The following is a 20,076-nucleotide window of genomic DNA, read 5'->3' on the forward strand; positions in this document are numbered from 1 at the left end:
ATGACCCCGGCTGCTTATGCCCAACATCTGGCCAACACCGATATCATTACCCCCGGACTCTAAACCAAGCCGCTACTCAGGGCGGGGGGATGTCGCACCCACACCAAGAGACCTCGCCATGAAGACCCAGACCCTGCGCCTCGCCCTCTCCGCCACCCTGCTTGCCGGTACCGCCCTGGCCGGTTTCGCCCAGGCCGCCAGCCTGACCACGCTGGACACCGTGCAGGTCCGCCCGTCTGCCGACCAGATCGCCCAGCAGACGCTGGAGCGCAACAGCGACATCCGTACCCTGGCCGCCGTGCAGGTGCGTCCGTCTGTCGAGCAGCTGGCCGCCCTCGCCGCCGGACAGGCCGGCCCGCGCATCGTCACTCTCGCTGCGGTGCAGGTGCGTCCGTCCGCCGACCAGCGCGCCGACCTGGTGACCCGCAGCACCGCTGCCACCGCGCAAAGCACCGCCGGCCAGGCTGCTGCTGCCATCGGCGCGCTGATGGGCCAGGTCATCGTCAACCTGCCGGTGCCGCAGCTGCAGCCGTCGCCGGTCGAACTGGAAGCGCTGGTCAACGCCGCCATCAGCCTTTGAGCACGCGCGCAGCTACACTGCGCGCATGTCAGCTCCCGTCCTCGATGTCATCCTGTTTCAGCCGGAAATTCCGCCCAATACGGGCAATGTGATTCGCCTGTGCGCCAACACCGGCGCGCGCCTGCACCTGATCGAGCCACTCGGCTTCGACCTCAGCGACAAGCAGCTCAAACGCGCCGGCCTGGACTATCACGAATATGCAACCCTGCAGGTACATGCCGACCTGCCCACCGCCCTGGCCGCGATCGCGCCCAAGCGTGTGTTTGCCCTGAGTACGCGCAGCACCGTGCGTTACGACACACCGCAATTTGCCGATGGCGATGCCTTCCTGTTTGGCCCGGAAACACGCGGCTTGCCCGCCGACGTGCTGGAGTCGATCCCGCCACAGCACCGGCTGCGCCTGCCGATGCGCCCGGACAACCGCAGCCTCAATCTGTCCAACACCGTTGCGGTGATGGTGTTCGAAGCCTGGCGTCAGTGGGACTTCAGCGGCGGCCGATAGCCGCGGCGATGCAGGCGGCTGGCTGACTGCCAAATCCTCCGCCCCGATCCCGGCGCGCTGCATGGTTCCCGTACCGGTCTGTCGTTCAAAGCGTGCTCCGCGCGTATGCCAGTCCCGGGCACTGCAGTTTGCCTGCTGCTCCATGCTTGGCATCACTGCATCACCTGGACCTCGGCCGCTGCCTGCAACATGCCGCGGCAGCCTGCCGATAACGCCACCGCCAGCGCGGCGATGGCGTCCAGCGCCAGAAACGCGATGCGATAGCCGAAGGCGTGCGCCAGCCAGCCACCCAACGTCGGGCTCGCCGCGCCCACACCTTGCATTGTCATCACTGCGCCCTGGCCGACATTGATACGCCCGGTGCCCTAAAGCAATCGCGCCACCAGTGCCAGCACCGCCACGGCCTGCAGGCCGGCGAGTCCGTCAAAGATCTGCACCAAAACACGCCCCCAGCCATGGATCAGCGACGCTGCCACCAGTGCACCCACCAATGTCCGTGCACGCGGATCCAGCGCATCGCCGACAACGCCACCACCATCATGCCTGAACGACCATGATGGTGGTGGCCGTCAGCGCACTCGCATCGCCCGCATGCGCAGCCACGATGGCCATGCCGTAGAGCGGCATTACCGCCGCATTGCCCAGTGCAACGGCCCCGGGGCGATGCCGGCAATGCCAGCGGACGGCAGGTCTGCAGTACCCGCCAGTCGCGACCCGATTGCGGTCGCACTGCGCCGACACGGCAGTCGCATTGCAGGCTGCTAGTGCTTCGGCTTCGGCTTATGCCCACCCGGGCCATGCGGATGCTCGATCTGCTTCAGCGACGCGGCCTTGGTGCCCAGCCCATGCGCGTGGATCAGCACGCCGTGCGGGGTGGTCCTGGTATCGCCTTCGGCCACCAGCGTCTTGCCGACCACCAGCTGCCTGGCGAAGTCCGCACCGGCGTGCGGCGGGAACCGCACCGTGGCCCCGTCGTCCAGCAACACGCCATGCACCTGCCCGTGCGGACCGTGCAGCAACCGCGCAATGGTGCCGCTGTACTGGGTGATTTGCGGCCTGGGCGGCTTGTCGGCGGGCGGTTTGGGCTTGGGCTTGGCGTGCGGCCCGTGCGGGCCTTCATCGACGATGCGTTTGCCGCCTTCCGGATCGATCGCCAGGGCCACCAGCATGTCCACATCGCGCGGCTTGAGGCCGCGCACGGTCAGGGTGCTGCCTGGCTTTAGCGCCTTGAGCAAGGCGGCGGACAGGTGCGGCGGCGTGTGCACCTCGGTGCCGTCGGTCAGCAGCAGGCCGTCGATATCGGCCTTGGGATTGAGCAGAAAGCGCGCCAGCGTGCCGCGGGTTTCGGGGAGGAAATCAGGATCGATCCAATGCATGCAAAAACTCCAGAGAAGTGAGAACCGGCCGATGCCGGCAAGCCGCGCCCGCCGCCACGCATGACGCGTGGTGAACAGGCGCGTAGAGGGGAACGAAACGATGTGAGCGCCGCCGCGTGGCCGGCGGCGCCCTGGATCAACGCGGCGCCGGAGCCGGAGCCGGCGGTGCAGCCGGTGGGACAGGTGGCGCTGGTGGTGCGGGCGGCACCGGGCCGTCCGGGCGCGGCGGGCTGAACAACGCACGCTGCGAGGCGCGATCGCGGCCCAGTCGAGTGGCTTCGATGGCGCGGCCGTTGGCGGTGGCAACCCCGAAGCCGCTCACGCTCAATGGCGCGCCGGCCTGCAGCAGATCGCCAAACTGCAGCGCCAGATGCGGCGGCATCCGCACCAGCGTGCCGTCGCTCAGCAACGCGCCATTGGTCTCGCCACCCGGGCCGTAGACCAACCGCTCGATGCGTCCTTCCGCCTGCAACGGTGTCAACGCGGCAGGTGTCGGCGGCGCCGGCGGCATGGCGCCAGTGGGCGGCTGGTCGACCACTTCGCCCCCACCACGACTGGAGCGGATGCTGCTGGCGCGCAGCACCGGCAGGCTGCCCAGGCGATAGCCCTGCACGCTCACCGTATCGCCGCGGCGTACCGCGGCCTGCAACTGCGCGGACAGATGCGGTGCAAACGCCACCTGGGTGCCATCGCGCAGCCACAGGCCATCGACCTCGCCATTGGGATTGAGCATGAAGCGCTCGACCGTGCCGGTGATGCGTACCGGCGTGGCGGCCAACGGCGCAGGTGGGGCGGGTGGGGCAGGCGGCAGCGGTGGAGCCGGTGGTGGCGTGCCGACCGGCGGACGCGGCGCTACCGGTGCCGCCGGCGGTGTGGGAGCCTGCGCGGCGGCGGTCGCCACGCTGCAGGCCAGTGCGAAAGCAAGTGCGGTCTGACGAATCATGCAGTATCTCCAACGCGGCAGGAGCGCCGCTCGCCCTGAAGACAAAGCAGCAATCGTGCCAACGGCGAATCCGTTGTTTTACAGGGGTTTTGTGTCTGCACGCTCACGGACAGTCGTCTGCATTTCATACACCACTGTCCGCTTTGCAGACACTTGCAGCTTGGGTTGTGCGTCCCTGCAAGGCAAGAACGTGCCGGGCACGCTCGACGGTGGCGTGCGCGTGCGGATGTCCGGGCTGGATTTTGAACGCGTGGTGCTGCGCTTTCCGGCTGCGCCGTTTGCTGGTGGAACGCCGATGGCCAATGCTGCGAGTGGCAGCGGCGGCATGCAACCAAAAGGTGCGCACCACAACAGGTGCACGTGCTGCTGTGCGCGTACTGCGTGGTGACCGAAGCGGCAGCCTGCAACCATCGCGTCCGGTCTGATCGCTGCGACTACTGCAAGCCGTACTCATCGAGCTTGCGGTACAGCAGCTGGCGATGAATCCCGAGCCGGCGCGCGGCTTCAGCGCGGTTGCCGCCACTGTGCGCCAGGGCGGCCTGGATCATCTGCTTTTCCAGCCGCGCCACGGCTTCGGGCAAGCTGCCTTCCGGTGGCGCTATCGTCATGGGTTGCTCTGCACTGTGATCAAGCGCTTCGTCCAGATCCGCGGCAACGATGCTGTGGCCGCGCACCAGCAGCTGGCTGCGTTGCATGAGGTTACGCAGCTCGCGCACGTTACCGGGCCACGGGTAGGCCAGCAGCCGCGCTTGCGCGTCCGCCGACAACGCACGCGCCGCGCCTTCGCCGGTGCGCAGAAAATACTGCGCCAGCAGCACGATGTCCTGCCCGCGTTCGCGTAGCGGCGGCAGTTCGATCGGCACCACATTCAGGCGATAGCGCAGATCGCTGCGGAACTGCCCTGCCGCCACCCACGCCGCCAGATCGCGATGCGTGGCCGCCAGCACGCGCACATCCACCTTCTGCGCGCCGCGCCCGCCCAGCGGCGTCACTTCGCCTTCCTGCAAAAAGCGCAACAACTTGGCCTGCATCGGCAGCGGCATGTCGCCGATCTCGTCCAGAAACAGCGTGCCGCCATCGGCTTCGCGAATCAGGCCGATGCGGTCCCCGGTCGCCCCGGAAAACGCGCCCCTGCGATGGCCGAACAATTCGCTTTCCATCAACTCCGACGGAATCGCCGCGCAATTGACTGCCACGAACGCCGCATTTGCGCGTGCGCTGGCGCGATGCAGGGCGCGCGCGACCAGTTCCTTGCCGGTACCGGTTTCGCCGGTGATCAACACCGGCAGATCGGACGCCGCCGCCAGCCCGATGCGTTTATGCACGGTACGCATCGCCGGACTGTGGCCGACCAGGCCGTCGTCGTCGGAAGGTTCGCTCGCTGCGGCATCGGCGTCGGCATCGGCATCGGCGCGACTTGCCAATGCACGCTCCACCACATCGACGATATCCGCACGCCCCACCGGCTTGACCAGGTGATCGAACGCACCCAGCGTCATCGCCTCGATGGTGTTGCCGCTGGATGCGTACGCGGTGAGCATCACCAGCGGCACCTGGCGCGCGCGGGGATCGTCCGCACGCGCACGCATCAGCTGGATCCCGTCCATGCCGGACATACGGAAGTCCACGAACGCCAGCTCGATGTCGCCCTCGTTCAAGCGCATCAGTCCCTCGGCGCCGTTATCGACCGCGACCACCGCATGGCCGAGCGAGCGCAGCGTTGCCTGCAAGGTGGCCAGAAACGCCGCATCGTCGTCGATGATCAGAATGCGCGCCATGGCAGCTCCAGAATGAAATGGGTCAAACCGTCGGTGTGTGCGTAACGCACCTGCCCGCCATGTGCACGGGCGATCTCGCGCACCAGCGCAAGCCCCAGGCCATTGCCGTCGGCGCGACCGCTGACGAACGGCTCGAACAACTGCGCTGCGATAGTTGGGGCGATGGCCGCGCCGCGATTGCCCACCTGTAGCTGCAGCAACCCATCGCGGGCGCTGGCATCCAGTGTCACCGCGCTGCCTGCCTCGGCATGTTGCAGTGCGTTGCGCAGCAGATTGTGCACGGCGCGTCCGAGCTGCTGCGGATCGAGCGTCCACTGCAGCGGCGTGTCAGGGACGCACAGCTGTGGCGTCGGCGTGCCTGGCGGCAGCAAGGCCGGATCGAGCAAGGCCGCCAACCAGTCCTGCACCACCACCGTTTCCAGCTGCAGGCGGATCGGCTGCACCATGCCGAGCAGACTTTCGACCACCCCATCCAGGCGACGGATCTGCCCCAGCATCAGCTCGCCGTGCGCGGCATCGTCCGGCGTGCCCTGGCGCGTGGCGATTTCGTTTTCCACCGCCAGGCGCATCGTGGCGATGGGGTTGCGAATCTCATGCGCCACCGTGGCGGTCAGGCGCCCGAGTGCGGCCAGCCGCTCGTGCCGTGCCAGTTCGTCGGCCAGCCGCCGCGTCTGCGCCAGGGCGTGCGCATTGCGCTGTGCGTAATCGCTCACCGCAGCGCCCAGCCGGTCCAATTCGGGCGCGCCGGTGACCGGAATCTGCGGAAGTTCGGTGTCGGCGGCCAGCGCCTGCTGGATGCGCTGCAGGCGCTGACTCCAGCGCCGCACCACCACGCCCAGGGCAATCGCGGACACCGCCACCATGGCGAAAATCAGCAGCATGCCGATTACCAATGGCCGCCAGGCATCGGAGGTGCTCGCCGGCACCCGCGACATGGTCCATGCGGCGGTGCCGGCGGCCAGCGGGCAGGCGCTGATCAGTACCACTTCGCGGCTGCCATCGCGACGAAAATCCACGGCCCTGTTGCCCACCGCACTCTGCCGTGCGGTACTGACGATCGTGGTCCACTCGGCGGCCGGAATATCGGTCTTGTGATCGCTGCCGTCGTAGGTGGGATAGGCGTAGGCAACAAACCCCTTGTCAAGATTCCACACCCCGCCCTCCACGCCGGGCGCATCGGCCAGCACCAGTTGCACGACCACCGCGGCCAGCCCGGCGCCGTTGTCGCCGCTGCGCGCCGCCTCGCTTGCACCGGCGTAGCGCTGCACGATGCGTGCGCATTGCGCGGTCAACTGCTGGTGCGCATCGTCCAGTCGCACGCCTTCGGTCTGTCGGTACAGGCCATACAACATGGTGGCCACGCCCACGCAGGCAGCCAGGACCACCACCCAGATCAGCAGCAACTGGCGCAACAACGAACGAGGCATGCGAGGGTCCGAAAAAACGTGCAGTGGTGGAGCGTGGCGATGGCGTCAGCGCATATTGGTCTTGACCAGATCGATCACTTCATCGCCGCGCCCGCTCATCACTGCCTTGAGCAGGTACAGGCCCATGCCCTTGGCCTGTTCCAGCTTGATGGCCGGCGGCACCGCCAGTTCCTGCGTGGCGATACGCACGTCCACCAGCGCCGGACCCGAATGCGCGAAGGCCTGCCGCAACGCCCGCTCCAGTTGCGCGGACTCATCGACCCGGATGCCCAGGATGCCCATCGCATTGCTCATCGCAGCGAAGTCCGGATTGCGCAACTCGGTGCCGGTATCCAGATAACCGGCGGCCTTCATTTCCATCGCCACAAATCCCAGCGAGGCATTGTTGAACACCACGATCTTCACCGGCAGGCGCAGCTGCGCCAGCGAGATGAAATCGCCCATCAGCATCGCAAAACCGCCATCGCCGGACAGCGCAATCACCTGACGGCCCGGATACGCCGACTGCGCACCCAGCGCCTGCGGCATCGCATTGGCCATCGAGCCGTGATTGAACGAACCGAGTAACCGGCGTTGCCCATTCATGCGCAGATAGCGCGCAGCCCACACCGTCGGCGTGCCGACATCGCAGGTGAATACCGCATCCTGGTCGGCGATCTGGCTGATCATGCGCGCCACGAATTGCGGATGCAGCGGCTCGCCTGGATCGGCCGGCACCGCCAGATCGTCCAGCCCCTCGCGCGCCTTGCGATAGTGCGCAAGCGACTTGTCCAGGAAGTCGCGTTTCTCGCGTCGCTGCAGCTGGGGCAGCAAGGCGGCGATGGTTTCACCCACATCCGCTGCGATACCCAACTGCAACGGCGTGCGCCGTCCCAGCGCGCTCGGGTCGCGGTCCACCTGCACGATGGTCGCGTCCTTCGGATAGAACTGCCGATACGGGAAATCCGTGCCCAGCATGATCAAGGTGTCGCAATTGAGCATCGCGTGGTAGCCGGAGCTGAAACCGATCAGGCCGGTCATGCCGACATCGAACGGGTTCTCCCACTCCACGTGTTCCTTGCCGCGCAAGGCATGCACGATCGGCGCGCCCAGGGTGTCGGCCAATGCCACCACCGCATCGTGCGCACCCGCGCACCCGCTGCCGCACAACAGCGTGATCGCTTCGCTTTGCTGCAGCAGCTCAGCCAGCTGCTGCACATCTTCGGGAGCCGGCAGCACGCGCGGTTGGCGCAATTGCGGCCAGGCCGTGGGGATGTGCTTGTCCACTTCCAGCAGTGCGATATCGCCGGGGATCACCACCACCGCCACGCCTTGCTGCAGGATGGCGGCGCGCATCGCCCGGTGCAGCACTTCCGGGAGCTGCGCCGGATTGGTCACCAGCTCAACAAAGTGACTGCACTCGCGGAACAGTTCCTGCGGATGCGTCTCCTGAAAATAGTTCAGCCCGATCTCAGACGAGGGAATATGCGCGGCAATCGCCAGCACCGGCTGGCGGCTGCGATGGCAATCGAACAGCCCGTTGATCAGGTGCAGGTTGCCTGGTCCGCAGCTACCCGCGCACACCGCCAGCCTGCCGGTCACCGCCGCCTCGGCGCCGGCGGCGAACGCGGCCACTTCTTCGTGGCGCACGTGCATCCACTCGATCGTCTGCATCTCGCGCACGGCATCGGTCAAGCCGTTGAGGCTGTCGCCGGTCAATCCCCAGATCCGCTCCACCCCCGCGCTCTGCAGCGTCTCGGCCAGAAACCGCGCCAATGTCTTCTTCTTCGCCACGATGCAGCTCCACGCTTGTTCGACAAGCCTGGCATGCTCCCAGTCGCGGCGTCAGCGCAATGTGCTTGCACGCTGCAAACGCGGTAAAAACCCCTGAAAAACAGCTGCTGCTATACATGCGCGTGGTAACGACCGATGTAAAGCGCCAATGCATCACGCTTTTCGTGTGCGCTACGCGCGTTGCAAGTTAGTGACAAGGAAGCGCAGCTGAACCGGGTGCGATGATTCATGCACCAGTCAGTCCAAAATTCATGTCGCGTTCCATCGAATAACGGAGAATTTACATCTCGGCAGCGAACGGCATCCGCCTCAGCGCCGGCCCAAACCATAAGTACAGGTATCGATCATGAAGACTTCACTGCTGGCCCTCGGCCTTCTCGCAGCCCTGCCGTTTGCGGCCTCCGCTGCTGAAAACCTCTCCTACAACTTCGTCGAAGGCGACTACGTGCGCACTCCGACCGAAGGCCGCGACGCCGATGGTTGGGGCGTGAAGGCGTCCTACGCCGTCGCTCCGAACTTCCACGTGTTCGGCGATTACAGCAAGCAGAACGCTGACGACAACGACAACGTGTTCGAAAGCTCCAACTCCGACTTCCAGCAGTGGGGCGTTGGCGTGGGTTACAACCACGAAATCGCCACCAGCACCGACTTCGTCGCCCGCGTTGCCTACCGCAAGCTGGACCTGGACACCCCGAACATCAGCTTCGATGGTTACAGCGTTGAAGCTGGCCTGCGCAACGCCTTCGGCGAGCACTTCGAAGTCTACGCCCTGGCTGGCTACGAGGACTTCTCCAAGAAGCGCGGCATCGACATCGGCGACAACTTCTACGGCCGCCTCGGCGCCCAGGTCAAGCTGAACCAGAATTGGGGCATCAACGGCGACATCCGTATGGATGGCGACGGCAACAAGGAATGGTCGGTCGGCCCGCGCTTCAGCTGGTAAGCCGCACGTTTGACTGCAACGCGACTCTCTCTCCCGCGTTGCATTGGAAGCCCGGTCCCCCGACCGGGCTTCTTTCTTTTGGGCGATCGGCTGGTGACGCGCACATCGCTTCATAGCGGCATGTGCGCAATGCCGCTCCTGTAGAAGCACGGTGCATCGCGCTCAGCTGCTGCGTCCTGCCGCCAGCCTTTGCGATCCGTGCCAACAAAAAGCCCGGCAATGCCGGGCTTTTTGTTGATTTCCGCACAGTGCGCCAACACGCGACGCCGCAATCAGGTGAACAGGGTCTGCGGATACTCGGGCTTGCGCTCGCGTGCCAGCAATTCCTTCAAGCCCGCTTCCGGGGTGATCTCGCCATGCAACACCGCACGCACGGCATTGGAGATCGGCAGCTCGATGCCGTGATGCTCGGCCTGACGCATGACTTCGTCGGCGGTCTGCACCGATTCCACCACCTGGCCGATCTCGCGGATCGCATCGTTCAGGCTCTGTCCGCGTCCCAGGGCCAGTCCCAGCCGTCGGTTACGCGACAGATCGCCGGTGCAGGTGAGCACCAGATCGCCCAGACCCGCCAGACCCATCAAGGTCTCCGGACGCGCACCGATCGCCGCCGCCAGACGCAGCATCTCGTTCAAGCCGCGCGTGATCAGACCGGCGCGGGCGTTGAGGCCAAGCTGCATGCCATCGGCCACGCCGGTGGCCACGGCCAGCACGTTCTTCATCGCGCCACCGAGCTCGGCGCCCACCATGTCATCGCCGGTGTAGGCGCGGAAGGTCGGGCCATGCATGGCATCGGCGACGACTTGCGCAAACGCCGCATCGTCGCCGTGGACAGTGATGGCGGTCGGCAGGCCGAGCGTGACTTCCTTGGCGAAGGACGGCCCGGTCACCACGGCCAGAGGAACGCTGGAGCCGAGGATGTCGCGCGCCACTTCGTGCAGGAAACGCCCGGAACCGGGCTCGAAGCCCTTGGTCGCCCACGCGACGCCGGCACCGGCCGGACGCAACGGTGCGATCAACCGGATCGTCTCGGTGAATGCATGCGAAGGCACCACGACCAGGATCCAGCCGGCATCGGCAATGGCCAGTTGCAGGTCGGTGGTTGCGCGCAGGCTCTCGGGCAATGCGATACCCGGCAGATAGCGTGCGTTTTCGTGCGTGCGGTCGATGGCATCCACCATCGCCGCATCGCGTCCCCAGAGCACGGTCGGGTGACCGTGCCTGGCGAGCAGCGCGGCCAGGGCCGTGCCCCAGGAGCCGGCGCCGAGAACAGCGATCTTCTGTTTCGAATCGCTCATCGGCGCACGCAAGGCTTAGGCGTTGCCAGCCGGCTCGGAATCGGCCAGCGAAGTGCCTTCGCCCTGCGAACGCTGGCGCAGGGTTTCTGCGTACAGCGCTTCGAAGTTGATCGGCTGCAGGTAGAACGGCGGGAAGCCGCCGGCCTGGATCAGGTCGCTGACCAGGGTGCGCACATACGGGAACAGGATGTTCGGGCACTGGGTGCCGAGCAGCACGTCGATCGCCTGCGGCTCCAGGCCGACCAGGCCGAACACGCCGGCCTGCTGCACTTCGGCCACGTAGGCGGTCTTGCCACCGGCGGTGCAGGTCAGGGTCACGGCCAGCACGACTTCGAAGGCGTTGTCGTTGAGGCGCTGCACCTTCTGGTTGAGGTTCAGCTGCAGCTCGGGCTGGTTGGCGTCATTGAAGACGGCCGGCGCGTTCGGCGATTCGAAGGAAACGTCCTTGACGTAAATCTTCTCGATGGTGAAAGCGGGGCCAGCAGCGGCGTCGGCCGGCGCAGCCGCGCCGTTGATGATTTCGTCGGACATTCCTAACTCCAGAAACGGTTCGGTGGATGCAGCGTTGAATGATGCAGACGTGAAAGCGCGAGTCTCTCACGCCAGCAATGGGGACTTGCCTGGCGCCTCACAAGGTGCGGTCAGGCGCGGCCCTTGACCAGCGGCAGCTCGGCCATCTGCCAGGCAGCCACGCCGCCATCGAGCCAGTAGACCTGCTCGAACCCGGCTTTCTTCAGCGTCTTGGCCGCGCCTGCGGAGGCGTTGCCAGTGCGGCACACCACCACCACGGGCGAGGACTTGGCGTTGGCGAGCAGCTTGCCGGCCGGGTCGAATTTGGCCAGCGCCACGTTGCGGCTGCCGGCGATGTGGCCTTTTTCGAAATCGGCGGTCGGCGACAGATCGATCACCAGCGCGTTCTCGCTATTGATCAAACGGGTCAGCTCGGCCGGCTTGAGTGCGCGATACCCACGGAACAGGCGCGCGACCTCGGTGACGATCAGGGCGATGGTCAGGCCCACCAGGGCCAGCGACAACATGGGGTTGCGGCCGACAAAGGCCTGCAGCTCTTCGAAATTCACGGGGTCAGGGTCAGTCAAGCGGGCGGGAATTGTCGCACAGCTGGCGCACGCGACGGCCAAGCACCCCTGCGGCGGGCTATTGGCCCTGCCACAGATCGGGCAGGCCGCTGGCCAGCCACCAGCGTTTGCGCTCGGCGTCCCAGCGCCACAACTCGATGCTGCGCACCAGCCGCTCGGCCTGGGTATTGCGGTTGATCACCCGCAACTCGACCTCGCGGCGCAGGTCGCCGTTGCCGTCTTCGCCCACCCGCAGCTCGCGGTAGCCGGAGATCTGCACCTGTTCATAGCGCGAGCGTTCCAGATCGCTGAGCGGATGCGCCTGGGCGTAGGTCGGTTCGACAAAGCCCTGCGCGGCATCGAAATCGCTCCAGCGTATGGCGGCCGTGTAGGCGGCCTGGGTGGTTTCCAGCGCGCGTGCCTGGGCGCGGCTGCCGGCAGATACCACCCCGCTGACCATTGTCAGCCCGAGCAACAGCATTGCCCCGATCACTGCACGCATGCGCATTCCCCCAAGTCCAGCGCGCATCCTACCGTTTTGGAAACGCCACGAAACGCCCGCTCAAGGTGGCCGCCGCCGCGCCGGAACCCAGCGCGATCTGCGCACGCATGCCGATACGCGCCTTGCCGCGCTGCCGGAAGGTCGCAAGGAACGCCTCCCAGCCACCGAGTTCGGACGGCTCGGCATTGGCCACCAGGTCTTCGTAGACCGGGGCGACGTAGCGCAGCTGGCTGTCGGCCACATAGACATCGGCGCTGTGCCCGGCCAGTTGCAACTGCAGCGTCAGCCAGCCCCAACTGGCCAGCGTCATCAACGAAGCCAGGCTGCCGCCGAATGCATTGGCTTTGTCGTTGACGTTGGCCTGCAGCGGCGCACGCAAACGTAACGCGCCGTCATGCAAGCCGTCGACGGCAATGCCCATCGAGAGGACCGGCGGCATGGCGATGAACTGTTGCTGCAGCGACTGCAGGGCGGATGCGAGCGTGCACGAAGGAGTCATCGGCGAAGGCTGGAAGACGGCGAAGGGCGGCATCATGCCGCAATGTTCCGCGAGCGTCTTGTGCACTGGAATGACATGCGGTACCGCATGGTGAGACGCGTGTGGCGCCGCGGCGCCACACGCCTCGATTCTGCCCTGCTCAGTGTGCGAACACGACCTCGCGATAGCGTTGCGCCACCATGCAGTAATGCGGCGGCCCTGGCCTTCCAATGCGCGCGGCGCTGCTTCTGCGCATGCGTCAACGGCACATCGATGTAGTGCCGGTGAACACGCTCTGCTCCGGCGCGGCGTGGAAGCACTTGTCCAGGAAGCAGACGGCCGGCGACAGACGACAGGTGGACTGCGCAGGCGTCCAGGTGGCGCCATCGACCGCAGGCATCCGCTCGAGCGGATGCCCAGCGCCTGCCACCGCGCCGACATCGCCTGCAGGCAGTCGCGCTGCGCTGCATGTCGATGGGATAGACCTTGATCGCGGTGTCACTCCAGCTCGATTGTCGTGACCAATCGTGGGCGGAAGCAGTCATCGGTGCGGACCCCATCGCCAGATTCTGGCCGCAGAAGCGCAGGCGTCACGCTGATGCAGGCACGCAAGGCCAGACCATGCGCAGGAATCTGATCGTCGTCAGCCTCATCGCAGCGCGCGACGCCCGCCCCGATACGTCACGGCTCTCGCATAATCACCCGATGACACGTCCCGCCCCAGCTGCCGCCGCCTGGACCTTGATCTCGCTCCGGCCCAGCGGTGAACACGCGCCATTGCGGCGGGCCGCCGCGCGACACGGCGGACGGCTGCTGGCGCTGTCGCCGTGGCGGCTGCAGACCAACGACACCGCACAGGCACTGGCCGCATTGCGGCAGGCCTTGCAAGCGCCGATCGCGGTGTTCACCAGCCCGGCCGCGGTGCACGCTGCGCATCGTCTGGCACCACTGCAGCGGCCGGCGCAGGCGCAATGGGTGAGCGTGGGAGACGGCACTGCGCGCGCGCTGCAGGCCTGTGGCATCGACACGGTGATACGCCCGGCACGCATGGACAGCGAGGGCCTGCTTGCGTTGCCGCTGTTGCGGCAGCCGCTGCAGGCCGTGGGGCTGATCACCGCCCCGGGTGGGCGCGGCATGCTGGCGCCGGCCCTGGAGCAGCGTGGCGCCCGCATCCTGCGCGCCGATGTCTATGAGCGCGTGGCGCTGCGCCTGCGCGCATCGGCAGTCCGCGCGCTGGCGGATGCGCTTCCTGCTAGCGTGTTGGCGCTGAGCAGCGCCGAAGCGCTGACGCTGGTGCTGCAGCAGTTGCCCGGACCGCTGGTCGACACCTTGCGGCAACGGCCAGTGGTGACCTCCAGCGAGCGCATGCTGCAATCCGCACACCTCGCCGGCTTCCGTCATGTGGTGCGCGCCGCAGGCCCGTTGCCCGAGCAGTTGGCCGCTGCTGCCGCGGCGATCGTGACGCCATTGCGACCTTGCTGAACTCCAAACGCAAGCACCGCTTGCGAGTGTCTGCCGCTGCACGCCATGCTGTGCCGGATGACTGCAGCACCTGCACCCGTCGTGACCGCGCGAGGATGGACGAATGACCGAAATGCCCGCTACCACGCGACGCTTTCCCCTGGCATGGCTGCTGCTCGTCGTCGCGCTGGTCGCCGTGGGCGTGGCGCTGCTCTTCGGTTGGCGCGCATGGCAGGACTATCAAGGCGCGCAGCTGCAGGCGGCCGAGGCGCAGCAGCAGCGCTGGGACGGCACCCAGCAGATGCTGGAGACGCTGCGCCGCGACCAACGCCTGGCCAACGAACGCCTGGCGGACGCGGCAGCCACCAACCGCGTGCTGCGCGACGAGATGCTTGGTCTGAGCCAGCGCAGTGCCCTGCTCGAAGACACCGTACAAAAGCTCGCCGACACCAATCGCCACGGCGCGCAGGCGCTGCGGTTCGATGAGGTGGAGCTGATGCTGCGGCTTGGCCAGCAGCGGCTGAGCATTGCCGGCGACGCCGACGGTGCCCGCCGCGCCTACGCGCTGGCCAATGCCGCACTCAATGGCATCGACGATCCCGGCTATCTCAATCTGCGCCAGGCGCTGGTGCAGGAACGCGACGCACTGGATCGCCTCGGTGCCGGTCCGCAGGCGCAGGCCGGTCAAGCCCTGGATCAGTTGGCCGGCGACCTGCTGCGCCTGCCCGAACAGACCGCAAAAGACAGCGAAGCGGCGCAGCCGTGGTGGCAGAAAGCACTCGCACCGCTGGTGGACATCCGTCCCAGCCGTGGCGATGCGCTGCTGACCGGCGGCGACCGCCACGCCGCGCGCGACGCCTTGCAGATCGAAGTCAGCCTGGCCCGCGCTGCGGCCGAGCGCGGCGATGTCGCCGGCTTTGCGCAATCGCTGCGGCGCGTGGACACCTGGACCAGCCGGCTGTGGCCGGATTCGCCACAACGTCGCCAGGCACGCACGCGCCTGCGCACGCTGCAACAAGCCCCACTGCGTCCGCGCCTGCCGGAACTGGGCACCACCCTGCTGCAACTGCAGGCCATGCGTGAAGGGAGATCCATCCAATGAAAGTGTTGCGTACCGTCTTGATCCTGTTGGTTGCCGTGGCGCTGGGCGTGCTCGGTGCGCAATGGCTGTCGCATCAGACCAGTTACGACCTGGGCAATGTGGTGGTCAGCGTCGGCGGCAACGACTATCGCGCCGCCATGCCGCAGGCGCTGCTGATTCTGGTCATCGCGCTGTTGGTGCTGTGGCTGGTGTGGACGCTGGTCAGCCTGCCGTTCCGGGTCTGGGGCAAGTACCGCCGCAAGAAGGGCCGCGCCCGCCTGATCGAAGGTCTGCGCGCAGCCGATCACGGCCAATGGCAGCGTGCCGAGCGCCTGTTGGTCAACGCCAGCGAGGATGCGGACGTCAGCGGCATCGCCCTGGCCAGTGCGGTGCGGGTCGCCGATGCACGCGGCGATGAGGTGGCGGCGAACGCGCTGGCCCAGCAATTGGCCGAGCGCGATCCCACCGCGCATGCGTTGCTGCAGGGCGAGCGGCATCTGGCGCGGCAACGCCCGGTCGAGGCGATCAATGCGCTCGACAGTGCCGATGCGCAACCGCTGCCGGCGCGCGGCTTGCTGCTGCGCACGCATGCTTTGGCGCAGATCGGTCGCGCCGACGAGGCCTACGGTCAGCTGGGGGCATTGCGCCAGCAGGCGGTACTGGCACCGGAGGCCTACAGCGCACTGGAAGCCACGCTGGCCGAGCAGACGCTGTTGCAGGCAGGCGATGCCAATGCCCTGGCCGAACGCTGGGAAGCGCTGCCCAAACCGCTGCGTACCTATCCCGCGGTGGTGGGTGCCTACGCACAGCGCGCGGCAGTGCTGCACTGGGACGATGCAGCGGTGCATAGCCTGGAACAGGCGCTGGATACGCAGTGGGACGAGTCGCTGGTGCGCCTGTATGGCGTGCTGCCGCTGGAAAAATACGATTCGCGCCGCGCCAGTGCGCAGCGTTGGCTGACCCAGTACCCGGACAGCCCGGGCCTGTTGCTGACCCTGGCACGCCTGGCACGTCACCAGCAGCAGTGGTCGCAGGCCGAAGAGTTTCTGCATCGCGCAGTGGCCAATGGTGCGGGCAGCGAGGCCTGGGAAGAACTCGGCCACGGCTTTGCTGCCGCGGGCGATCTGCAGTCCGCGCAGCACTGCTATGCCAACGCCCTGCGCGCCACGCGGGGCGAGCCGGTGCACGAGGGCTTGCCGCAGCAGTCGCTGCGCGGGCCGATCGTGTCGGCCTATACAACGCCACCGCCGGCCGATCCGCTCGCACCGGACGATCGCGTGCTTTGATCTGACCTCTGATCGCTCCTGGAGCGATGCGCGGATTCACCAGCAGCCCCGGCATGTCCGGGGCTCTTGGTTTTCTAGATCCGAGCAAAAGCGCTACCGGCAACGCTTGCCGGCCTGTCATCACGCCTGCAGGGACGGCACCGCGCGGACGTTACGACGGCATCTGCAAACACAGCAGCGCAAATCACCAATCGCGCGATTGCCGCGGCGGCGCCGGCAATGCGCGCAAAAACGCCTCACAGGCACCGAGATAACGCGCCTGCTCGTGATCGACCGATTGCGCCGACAACACGCGCGAACAGCGCCTGCCGATCAACAGCATCGCCGCCATCGCACCGGCACCGGTCAGCCAGCCGGTTGCGCCATCGATCCACAGCACCCCCACCAGCAACGGCACGATCAACGCCATCGCGATGGCGACACAACGCACGCGGCGGCGCTCATGCCGCGCGCACAGACTCAGCACGTGCGCACTGCGCTTGCGCAGCACGATGGCCAGGATCAGATACGGCAGCACCCCCATCAATAGGGCCAGATAGATCGCCGGGTGATGCCAATGGAAGATGTAGCGGCGCGGCGAGATGTCCGCCGGCGCATTGCACTTGACGCAACGTGGCGGCAGATCGGCGCCTGGCGTGCACACCAGCACGTCGCCCTCGCGCCACACGGCGCCGTGCGCCGGAGGCAGATAAAGCGTAGGGGGTTGGCGTGAATCAACGTTCGACATCCATGCGTCCTTGCAGGTTGGGGATTCGGGATTGGGGATTTGTAAAAACCAGGGGTCCGCTTCTGCCTTGCGAATGCCCAATCCCACGCTGCGCAGCAGCGTCAGCGCTCGACGATGGCCACCACGCCCATGCCGCCGGCGGTGCAGATGGAAATCAACGCACGGCCGCCGCCGCGCTCTTCCAGTTGCTTGGCGGCGGTGGCCACCACGCGCGCGCCAGTGGCGGCGAAGGGGTGACCGGTGGCCAGCGACGAGCCCAGCGGGTTGATCTTGTCCGGGTCGATACGGCCGAGCGGCGCCTCCAGCCCCAGGCGATTGCGGCAGTAATCCTCGCTTTCCCAGGCGCGCAGCGTGCACAGCACCTGGGCGGCGAAGGCCTCGTGGATTTCGTAGATGTCGAAGTCCTGCAGGGTCAGGCCCTGGCGCGCCAGCATCTGCGGCACCGCAATGGTCGGCGCCATCAACAGGCCTTCGCCATGCACGAAATCCACCGCAGACACCTGCGCATCGCGCAGGTAGGCCATCGGCGTGTGGCCATGCGCCAGCGCCCAGGCCTCGCTGGACAGCAGCACCGCGGCCGCACCATCGGTGAGCGGGGTGGAATTGGCCGCAGTCAGCGTGCCGCGGCCGGAGGTCTTGTCGAAAGCAGGGCGCAGCGTGGCCAGCTTTTCCAGCGAGGTGTCGGCGCGCAGGATGTTGTCGCGCGAGACGCCGCGGAACGGCGCGATCAGCGTGTCGAAGAAGCCGCGCTCATAGGCGGCGGCCAGCTTGTGATGCGAGGACACCGCCCATTCGTCCTGCGAATCGCGCGAGATGTTCCATTCCTTGGCCATGTCCTCGCAGTGGTCGCCCATGCTCTTGCCGGTGCGCGGCTCGGCCACGCCTGGGAACTCGGGTTTGAGCTCGCTGAGCTTGAAGCCGCGCAGCAGGGCCTTGAGCTTGTCGCCGGTGGCCTTGGCGCGGTTGGCGGCCATCAACCGCGCGCGCAGCTTCTTGCCGTAGACGATGGGTACTTCCGAAGTGGTGTCCGAGCCGCCGCCGATGCCCGAATCGATCTGGCCCAGCGCGATCTTGTTGGCGATGGTGATCACCGAGTCCAGGCTGGTGCCGCAGGCGCGCTGCAAGGTGATGCCCGGCGTCAGCGGCGACAGCCCGGACGACAGCGCCGCTTCGCGGGCCAGGTTCCAGTCCGAGGAGTGCTTGATCACCGCTCCCATCGCCACTTCGCCCAGTTGCTGCCCGTGCAGCCCGAAGCGCTCGACCAGTGCGCCCAGCGTGCGCACCGACATGCCCAGGTTGCCCACGTCCGCGTAAGCGGTGTTCTGACGACAGAACGGGATACGAACGCCGCCCAGAATGGCGACGGGACGGGCTGCGGGCATCGGTTGACCTGGCATGGAGGACTCGGGGACATGGCCTGCACAGGGCCGGCAGGCATAATGGCCGCAGTGTAGCTTCGACCCCGTGATGGGCCAACCGCGAATCATGAGCAAGACCGAACACGGCGTGACCGCCATGGGTGTGATGGCGCTGGAATTGACGGGCGGCACCGTCCCCGAGCGCGGCGCCCTGGCGCCGGAACAGGCCGGCATGCTGGCCGAACGCATCGGCCGCGACCTGGCGCAGTGGATCCCCGAGGTCCGCGAGCTCGAGCTCAGCGTGGCGATGGCGCACTTCGACCCGGCCGAGGCGCTGCGGCCCGGCTGGCCGCTGCATCGCCGGCTGGAGGAGCTGCATGCGCGTGCGCCCGGGCGCGATCAGGGCCCGCGCGTGCTGGCGTTCGGCGCCGATGCGCAGGGCGAGATTCCCCTGCCCTTCCAGGCCGACCCGCAGCTGACCGGTGGCGGCCTGCGCGTGCTGCCGTTCCTGCTCTCCGGCGATCCGCAGATCGTGACGACGGTGGCCGATGCGATGGAAGACGTGCTGCTGGCCCAGGGCATGGCGCAGGCCGATACCGCGCTGCTGGCGCAGGAAAGCTTCGGCGCACGCATCGAACATGCGCGGTATCTCACCGCGAACGATCTGGCCGCAATGATTTCGATGCAGTACGACAACCAGGGCCTGGCCCCGTTGTGGCCGCTGATCGAAGCCGCCCTGCTGGCGCCGCAGTCCGAAGAGTGGCTGGAACAGCCGCCTGAGCCGGTGCTGCGCTACGTCGATGGCGAAGTGCGCATCGCGCTGTTCGACCCGGCCGGCTGGTGCGATTACTACGCGCACGACCGCGACAATTGCGAGCGCCTGCGCGGGGTGTACGAGCAGTATCTGTCGCGTCAGCGGCAGATGGCCGCAGTGCTGGAAGCGCATGGCCTGCCCGTGCTGTACGTGCACGTGGAACCGGGCCAGGATCCGCGCCTGGCATTGGCCGCGTGAGTCAGGCGCCGGCTTCCACGGCGCCGGCGTTGCAGGGCGTCTTGGAAACCGGCGTGTATGTGGCAGATCTGGAACGCGCCTGCGCGTTCTATGTCCGCGTGCTGGGACTGGCAGCCATGTACCGCGACGCGCGCATGGCCGCGTATGCAATCGCCCCCGGGCAGGTGCTGCTGCTGTTCCTGCAAGGCAGCACCGCCACCACCGTCACGCTGCCGGGCGGCACGATTCCGCCGCACGATGGCAGCGGGCGGGCACATTACGCACTGGCCATCGCCGCCGATGCGTTGGCCGGATGGGAGGCACATCTGCAGGCCTGCGATGTGCCCATCGAAGGCCGCACCCAGTGGCCGGGCGGCGGGCAGAGCCTGTACTTCCGCGATCCGGATGCGCATCTGCTGGAGCTGGCAACGCCGGGGCTGTGGCCGAACTATTGAATCGCTGATGACGCGGTGCCCACGGCGCCCGGCACTTCGAT

General features: G+C 67.0%; 20 protein-coding genes and 2 pseudogenes. 8 read left to right on the top strand and 14 right to left on the bottom strand.

Features of this window, described 5'->3' with window-relative positions; genetic code table 11:
- The first annotated feature begins 118 nt into the window (after nucleotides 1-118).
- Entirely contained in the window at nucleotides 119-580 is a 462-nt protein-coding gene (locus tag FHT09_RS15490) for a hypothetical protein (protein ID WP_104606696.1), read from the top strand.
- 25 nt (nucleotides 581-605) lie between these two features.
- Nucleotides 606-1,082 carry a tRNA (cytidine(34)-2'-O)-methyltransferase gene (locus FHT09_RS15495; RefSeq protein WP_104534297.1) on the top strand — a complete coding sequence of 159 codons (477 nt, stop codon included), beginning with the start codon at nucleotides 606-608 and terminating at the stop codon, nucleotides 1,080-1,082.
- A gap of 152 nt (nucleotides 1,083-1,234) precedes the next feature.
- On the opposite strand, the pseudogene FHT09_RS15500 reads toward FHT09_RS15495, so the two are convergent.
- The 6 genes and pseudogenes from FHT09_RS15500 to poxB form a co-directional block, all read right to left on the bottom strand.
- A pseudogene (locus tag FHT09_RS15500) lies at nucleotides 1,235-1,800 on the bottom strand (MFS transporter); the annotation flags it as partial.
- A gap of 43 nt (nucleotides 1,801-1,843) precedes the next feature.
- A complete protein-coding gene (locus FHT09_RS15505) occupies nucleotides 1,844-2,458 on the bottom strand; it encodes a hypothetical protein (RefSeq protein WP_104606695.1) in 615 nt (204 codons plus the stop codon).
- A gap of 136 nt (nucleotides 2,459-2,594) precedes the next feature.
- A complete protein-coding gene (locus tag FHT09_RS15510) occupies nucleotides 2,595-3,401 on the bottom strand; it encodes a hypothetical protein (protein WP_104606694.1) in 807 nt (268 codons plus the stop codon).
- Nucleotides 3,402-3,835: 434 nt separating this feature from the next.
- A complete protein-coding gene (locus FHT09_RS15515; RefSeq protein WP_104606692.1) occupies nucleotides 3,836-5,179 on the bottom strand; it encodes a sigma-54 dependent transcriptional regulator in 1,344 nt (447 codons plus the stop codon).
- A complete protein-coding gene (locus FHT09_RS15520) occupies nucleotides 5,164-6,606 on the bottom strand; it encodes an ATP-binding protein (RefSeq protein ID WP_104606691.1) in 1,443 nt (480 codons plus the stop codon). The genes FHT09_RS15515 and FHT09_RS15520 overlap by 16 nt, the downstream gene beginning before the upstream one ends.
- 45 nt (nucleotides 6,607-6,651) lie before the next feature.
- Nucleotides 6,652-8,361: a ubiquinone-dependent pyruvate dehydrogenase gene (poxB, locus tag FHT09_RS15525; RefSeq protein ID WP_181141370.1), complete on the bottom strand. Its 1,710-nt coding sequence runs from the start codon at nucleotides 8,359-8,361 to the stop codon at nucleotides 6,652-6,654.
- Nucleotides 8,362-8,725: 364 nt separating this feature from the next.
- Between poxB and FHT09_RS15530 the strand changes: the two genes are divergently transcribed.
- Nucleotides 8,726-9,322 (top strand): diffusible signal factor-reguated Ax21 faimly virulence factor, encoded by a 597-nt coding sequence (locus FHT09_RS15530; RefSeq protein WP_042596714.1) that lies wholly within the window; start codon nucleotides 8,726-8,728, stop codon nucleotides 9,320-9,322.
- A gap of 272 nt (nucleotides 9,323-9,594) precedes the next feature.
- On the opposite strand, the gene FHT09_RS15535 is transcribed toward FHT09_RS15530, so the two are convergent.
- From FHT09_RS15535 to FHT09_RS15560, 6 genes and pseudogenes are all read right to left on the bottom strand, one after another.
- A complete protein-coding gene (locus FHT09_RS15535; RefSeq protein ID WP_104539013.1) occupies nucleotides 9,595-10,620 on the bottom strand; it encodes an NAD(P)H-dependent glycerol-3-phosphate dehydrogenase in 1,026 nt (341 codons plus the stop codon).
- Nucleotides 10,621-10,635: 15 nt separating this feature from the next.
- Nucleotides 10,636-11,151 carry a protein-export chaperone SecB gene (secB, locus tag FHT09_RS15540; RefSeq protein WP_055825569.1) on the bottom strand — a complete coding sequence of 172 codons (516 nt, stop codon included), beginning with the start codon at nucleotides 11,149-11,151 and terminating at the stop codon, nucleotides 10,636-10,638.
- 110 nt (nucleotides 11,152-11,261) lie between these two features.
- Nucleotides 11,262-11,699, bottom strand: coding sequence for a rhodanese-like domain-containing protein (locus FHT09_RS15545; protein WP_104538935.1), 438 nt, complete (start codon nucleotides 11,697-11,699; stop codon nucleotides 11,262-11,264).
- Between the two features lie 76 nt (nucleotides 11,700-11,775).
- A complete protein-coding gene (locus FHT09_RS15550) occupies nucleotides 11,776-12,198 on the bottom strand; it encodes a hypothetical protein (RefSeq protein ID WP_104539014.1) in 423 nt (140 codons plus the stop codon).
- Nucleotides 12,199-12,226: 28 nt separating this feature from the next.
- The gene (locus tag FHT09_RS15555; protein ID WP_104539015.1) at nucleotides 12,227-12,697 is read right to left on the bottom strand and encodes a YiiD C-terminal domain-containing protein; all 471 of its coding nucleotides are present in this window, start codon (nucleotides 12,695-12,697) and stop codon (nucleotides 12,227-12,229) included.
- Between the two features lie 139 nt (nucleotides 12,698-12,836).
- Nucleotides 12,837-13,037 (bottom strand): annotated as a pseudogene (locus FHT09_RS15560) (glycosyl transferase); the annotation flags it as partial.
- Nucleotides 13,038-13,297: 260 nt separating this feature from the next.
- Here FHT09_RS15560 and FHT09_RS15565 point away from each other — a divergent pair.
- The 3 genes from FHT09_RS15565 (at nucleotide 13,298) to FHT09_RS15575 (ending at nucleotide 16,504) form a co-directional block, all read left to right on the top strand.
- Nucleotides 13,298-14,158 (top strand): uroporphyrinogen-III synthase, encoded by an 861-nt coding sequence (locus tag FHT09_RS15565; protein WP_104606689.1) that lies wholly within the window; start codon nucleotides 13,298-13,300, stop codon nucleotides 14,156-14,158.
- A gap of 103 nt (nucleotides 14,159-14,261) precedes the next feature.
- Complete coding sequence (locus FHT09_RS15570; protein WP_104606688.1) at nucleotides 14,262-15,239, top strand: uroporphyrinogen-III C-methyltransferase; 978 nt, start codon at nucleotides 14,262-14,264, stop codon at nucleotides 15,237-15,239.
- The gene (locus FHT09_RS15575) at nucleotides 15,236-16,504 is read left to right on the top strand and encodes a heme biosynthesis HemY N-terminal domain-containing protein (protein WP_104606687.1); all 1,269 of its coding nucleotides are present in this window, start codon (nucleotides 15,236-15,238) and stop codon (nucleotides 16,502-16,504) included. The genes FHT09_RS15570 and FHT09_RS15575 overlap by 4 nt, the downstream gene beginning before the upstream one ends.
- Nucleotides 16,505-16,688: 184 nt before the next feature.
- Here the strand turns inward: FHT09_RS15575 and FHT09_RS15580 are convergent, their stop codons facing one another.
- A complete protein-coding gene (locus tag FHT09_RS15580; RefSeq protein WP_104606686.1) occupies nucleotides 16,689-17,231 on the bottom strand; it encodes a hypothetical protein in 543 nt (180 codons plus the stop codon).
- Nucleotides 17,232-17,332: 101 nt separating this feature from the next.
- Nucleotides 17,333-18,628, bottom strand: coding sequence for an acetyl-CoA C-acetyltransferase (locus tag FHT09_RS15585; RefSeq protein ID WP_104538939.1), 1,296 nt, complete (start codon nucleotides 18,626-18,628; stop codon nucleotides 17,333-17,335).
- 88 nt (nucleotides 18,629-18,716) lie between these two features.
- On the opposite strand from FHT09_RS15585, the gene FHT09_RS15590 reads away from it, so the two are divergent.
- Nucleotides 18,717-19,601 carry a hypothetical protein gene (locus FHT09_RS15590; RefSeq protein ID WP_166775269.1) on the top strand — a complete coding sequence of 295 codons (885 nt, stop codon included), beginning with the start codon at nucleotides 18,717-18,719 and terminating at the stop codon, nucleotides 19,599-19,601.
- The gene (locus FHT09_RS15595) at nucleotides 19,598-20,035 is read left to right on the top strand and encodes a VOC family protein (RefSeq protein WP_104606684.1); all 438 of its coding nucleotides are present in this window, start codon (nucleotides 19,598-19,600) and stop codon (nucleotides 20,033-20,035) included. The genes FHT09_RS15590 and FHT09_RS15595 overlap by 4 nt, the downstream gene beginning before the upstream one ends.
- Nucleotides 20,036-20,076: the final 41 nt, after the last annotated feature.

This window comes from Xanthomonas sp. CFBP 8152 (genome assembly GCF_014199025.1).
Classification (GTDB): domain Bacteria; phylum Pseudomonadota; class Gammaproteobacteria; order Xanthomonadales; family Xanthomonadaceae; genus Xanthomonas; species Xanthomonas arboricola_B.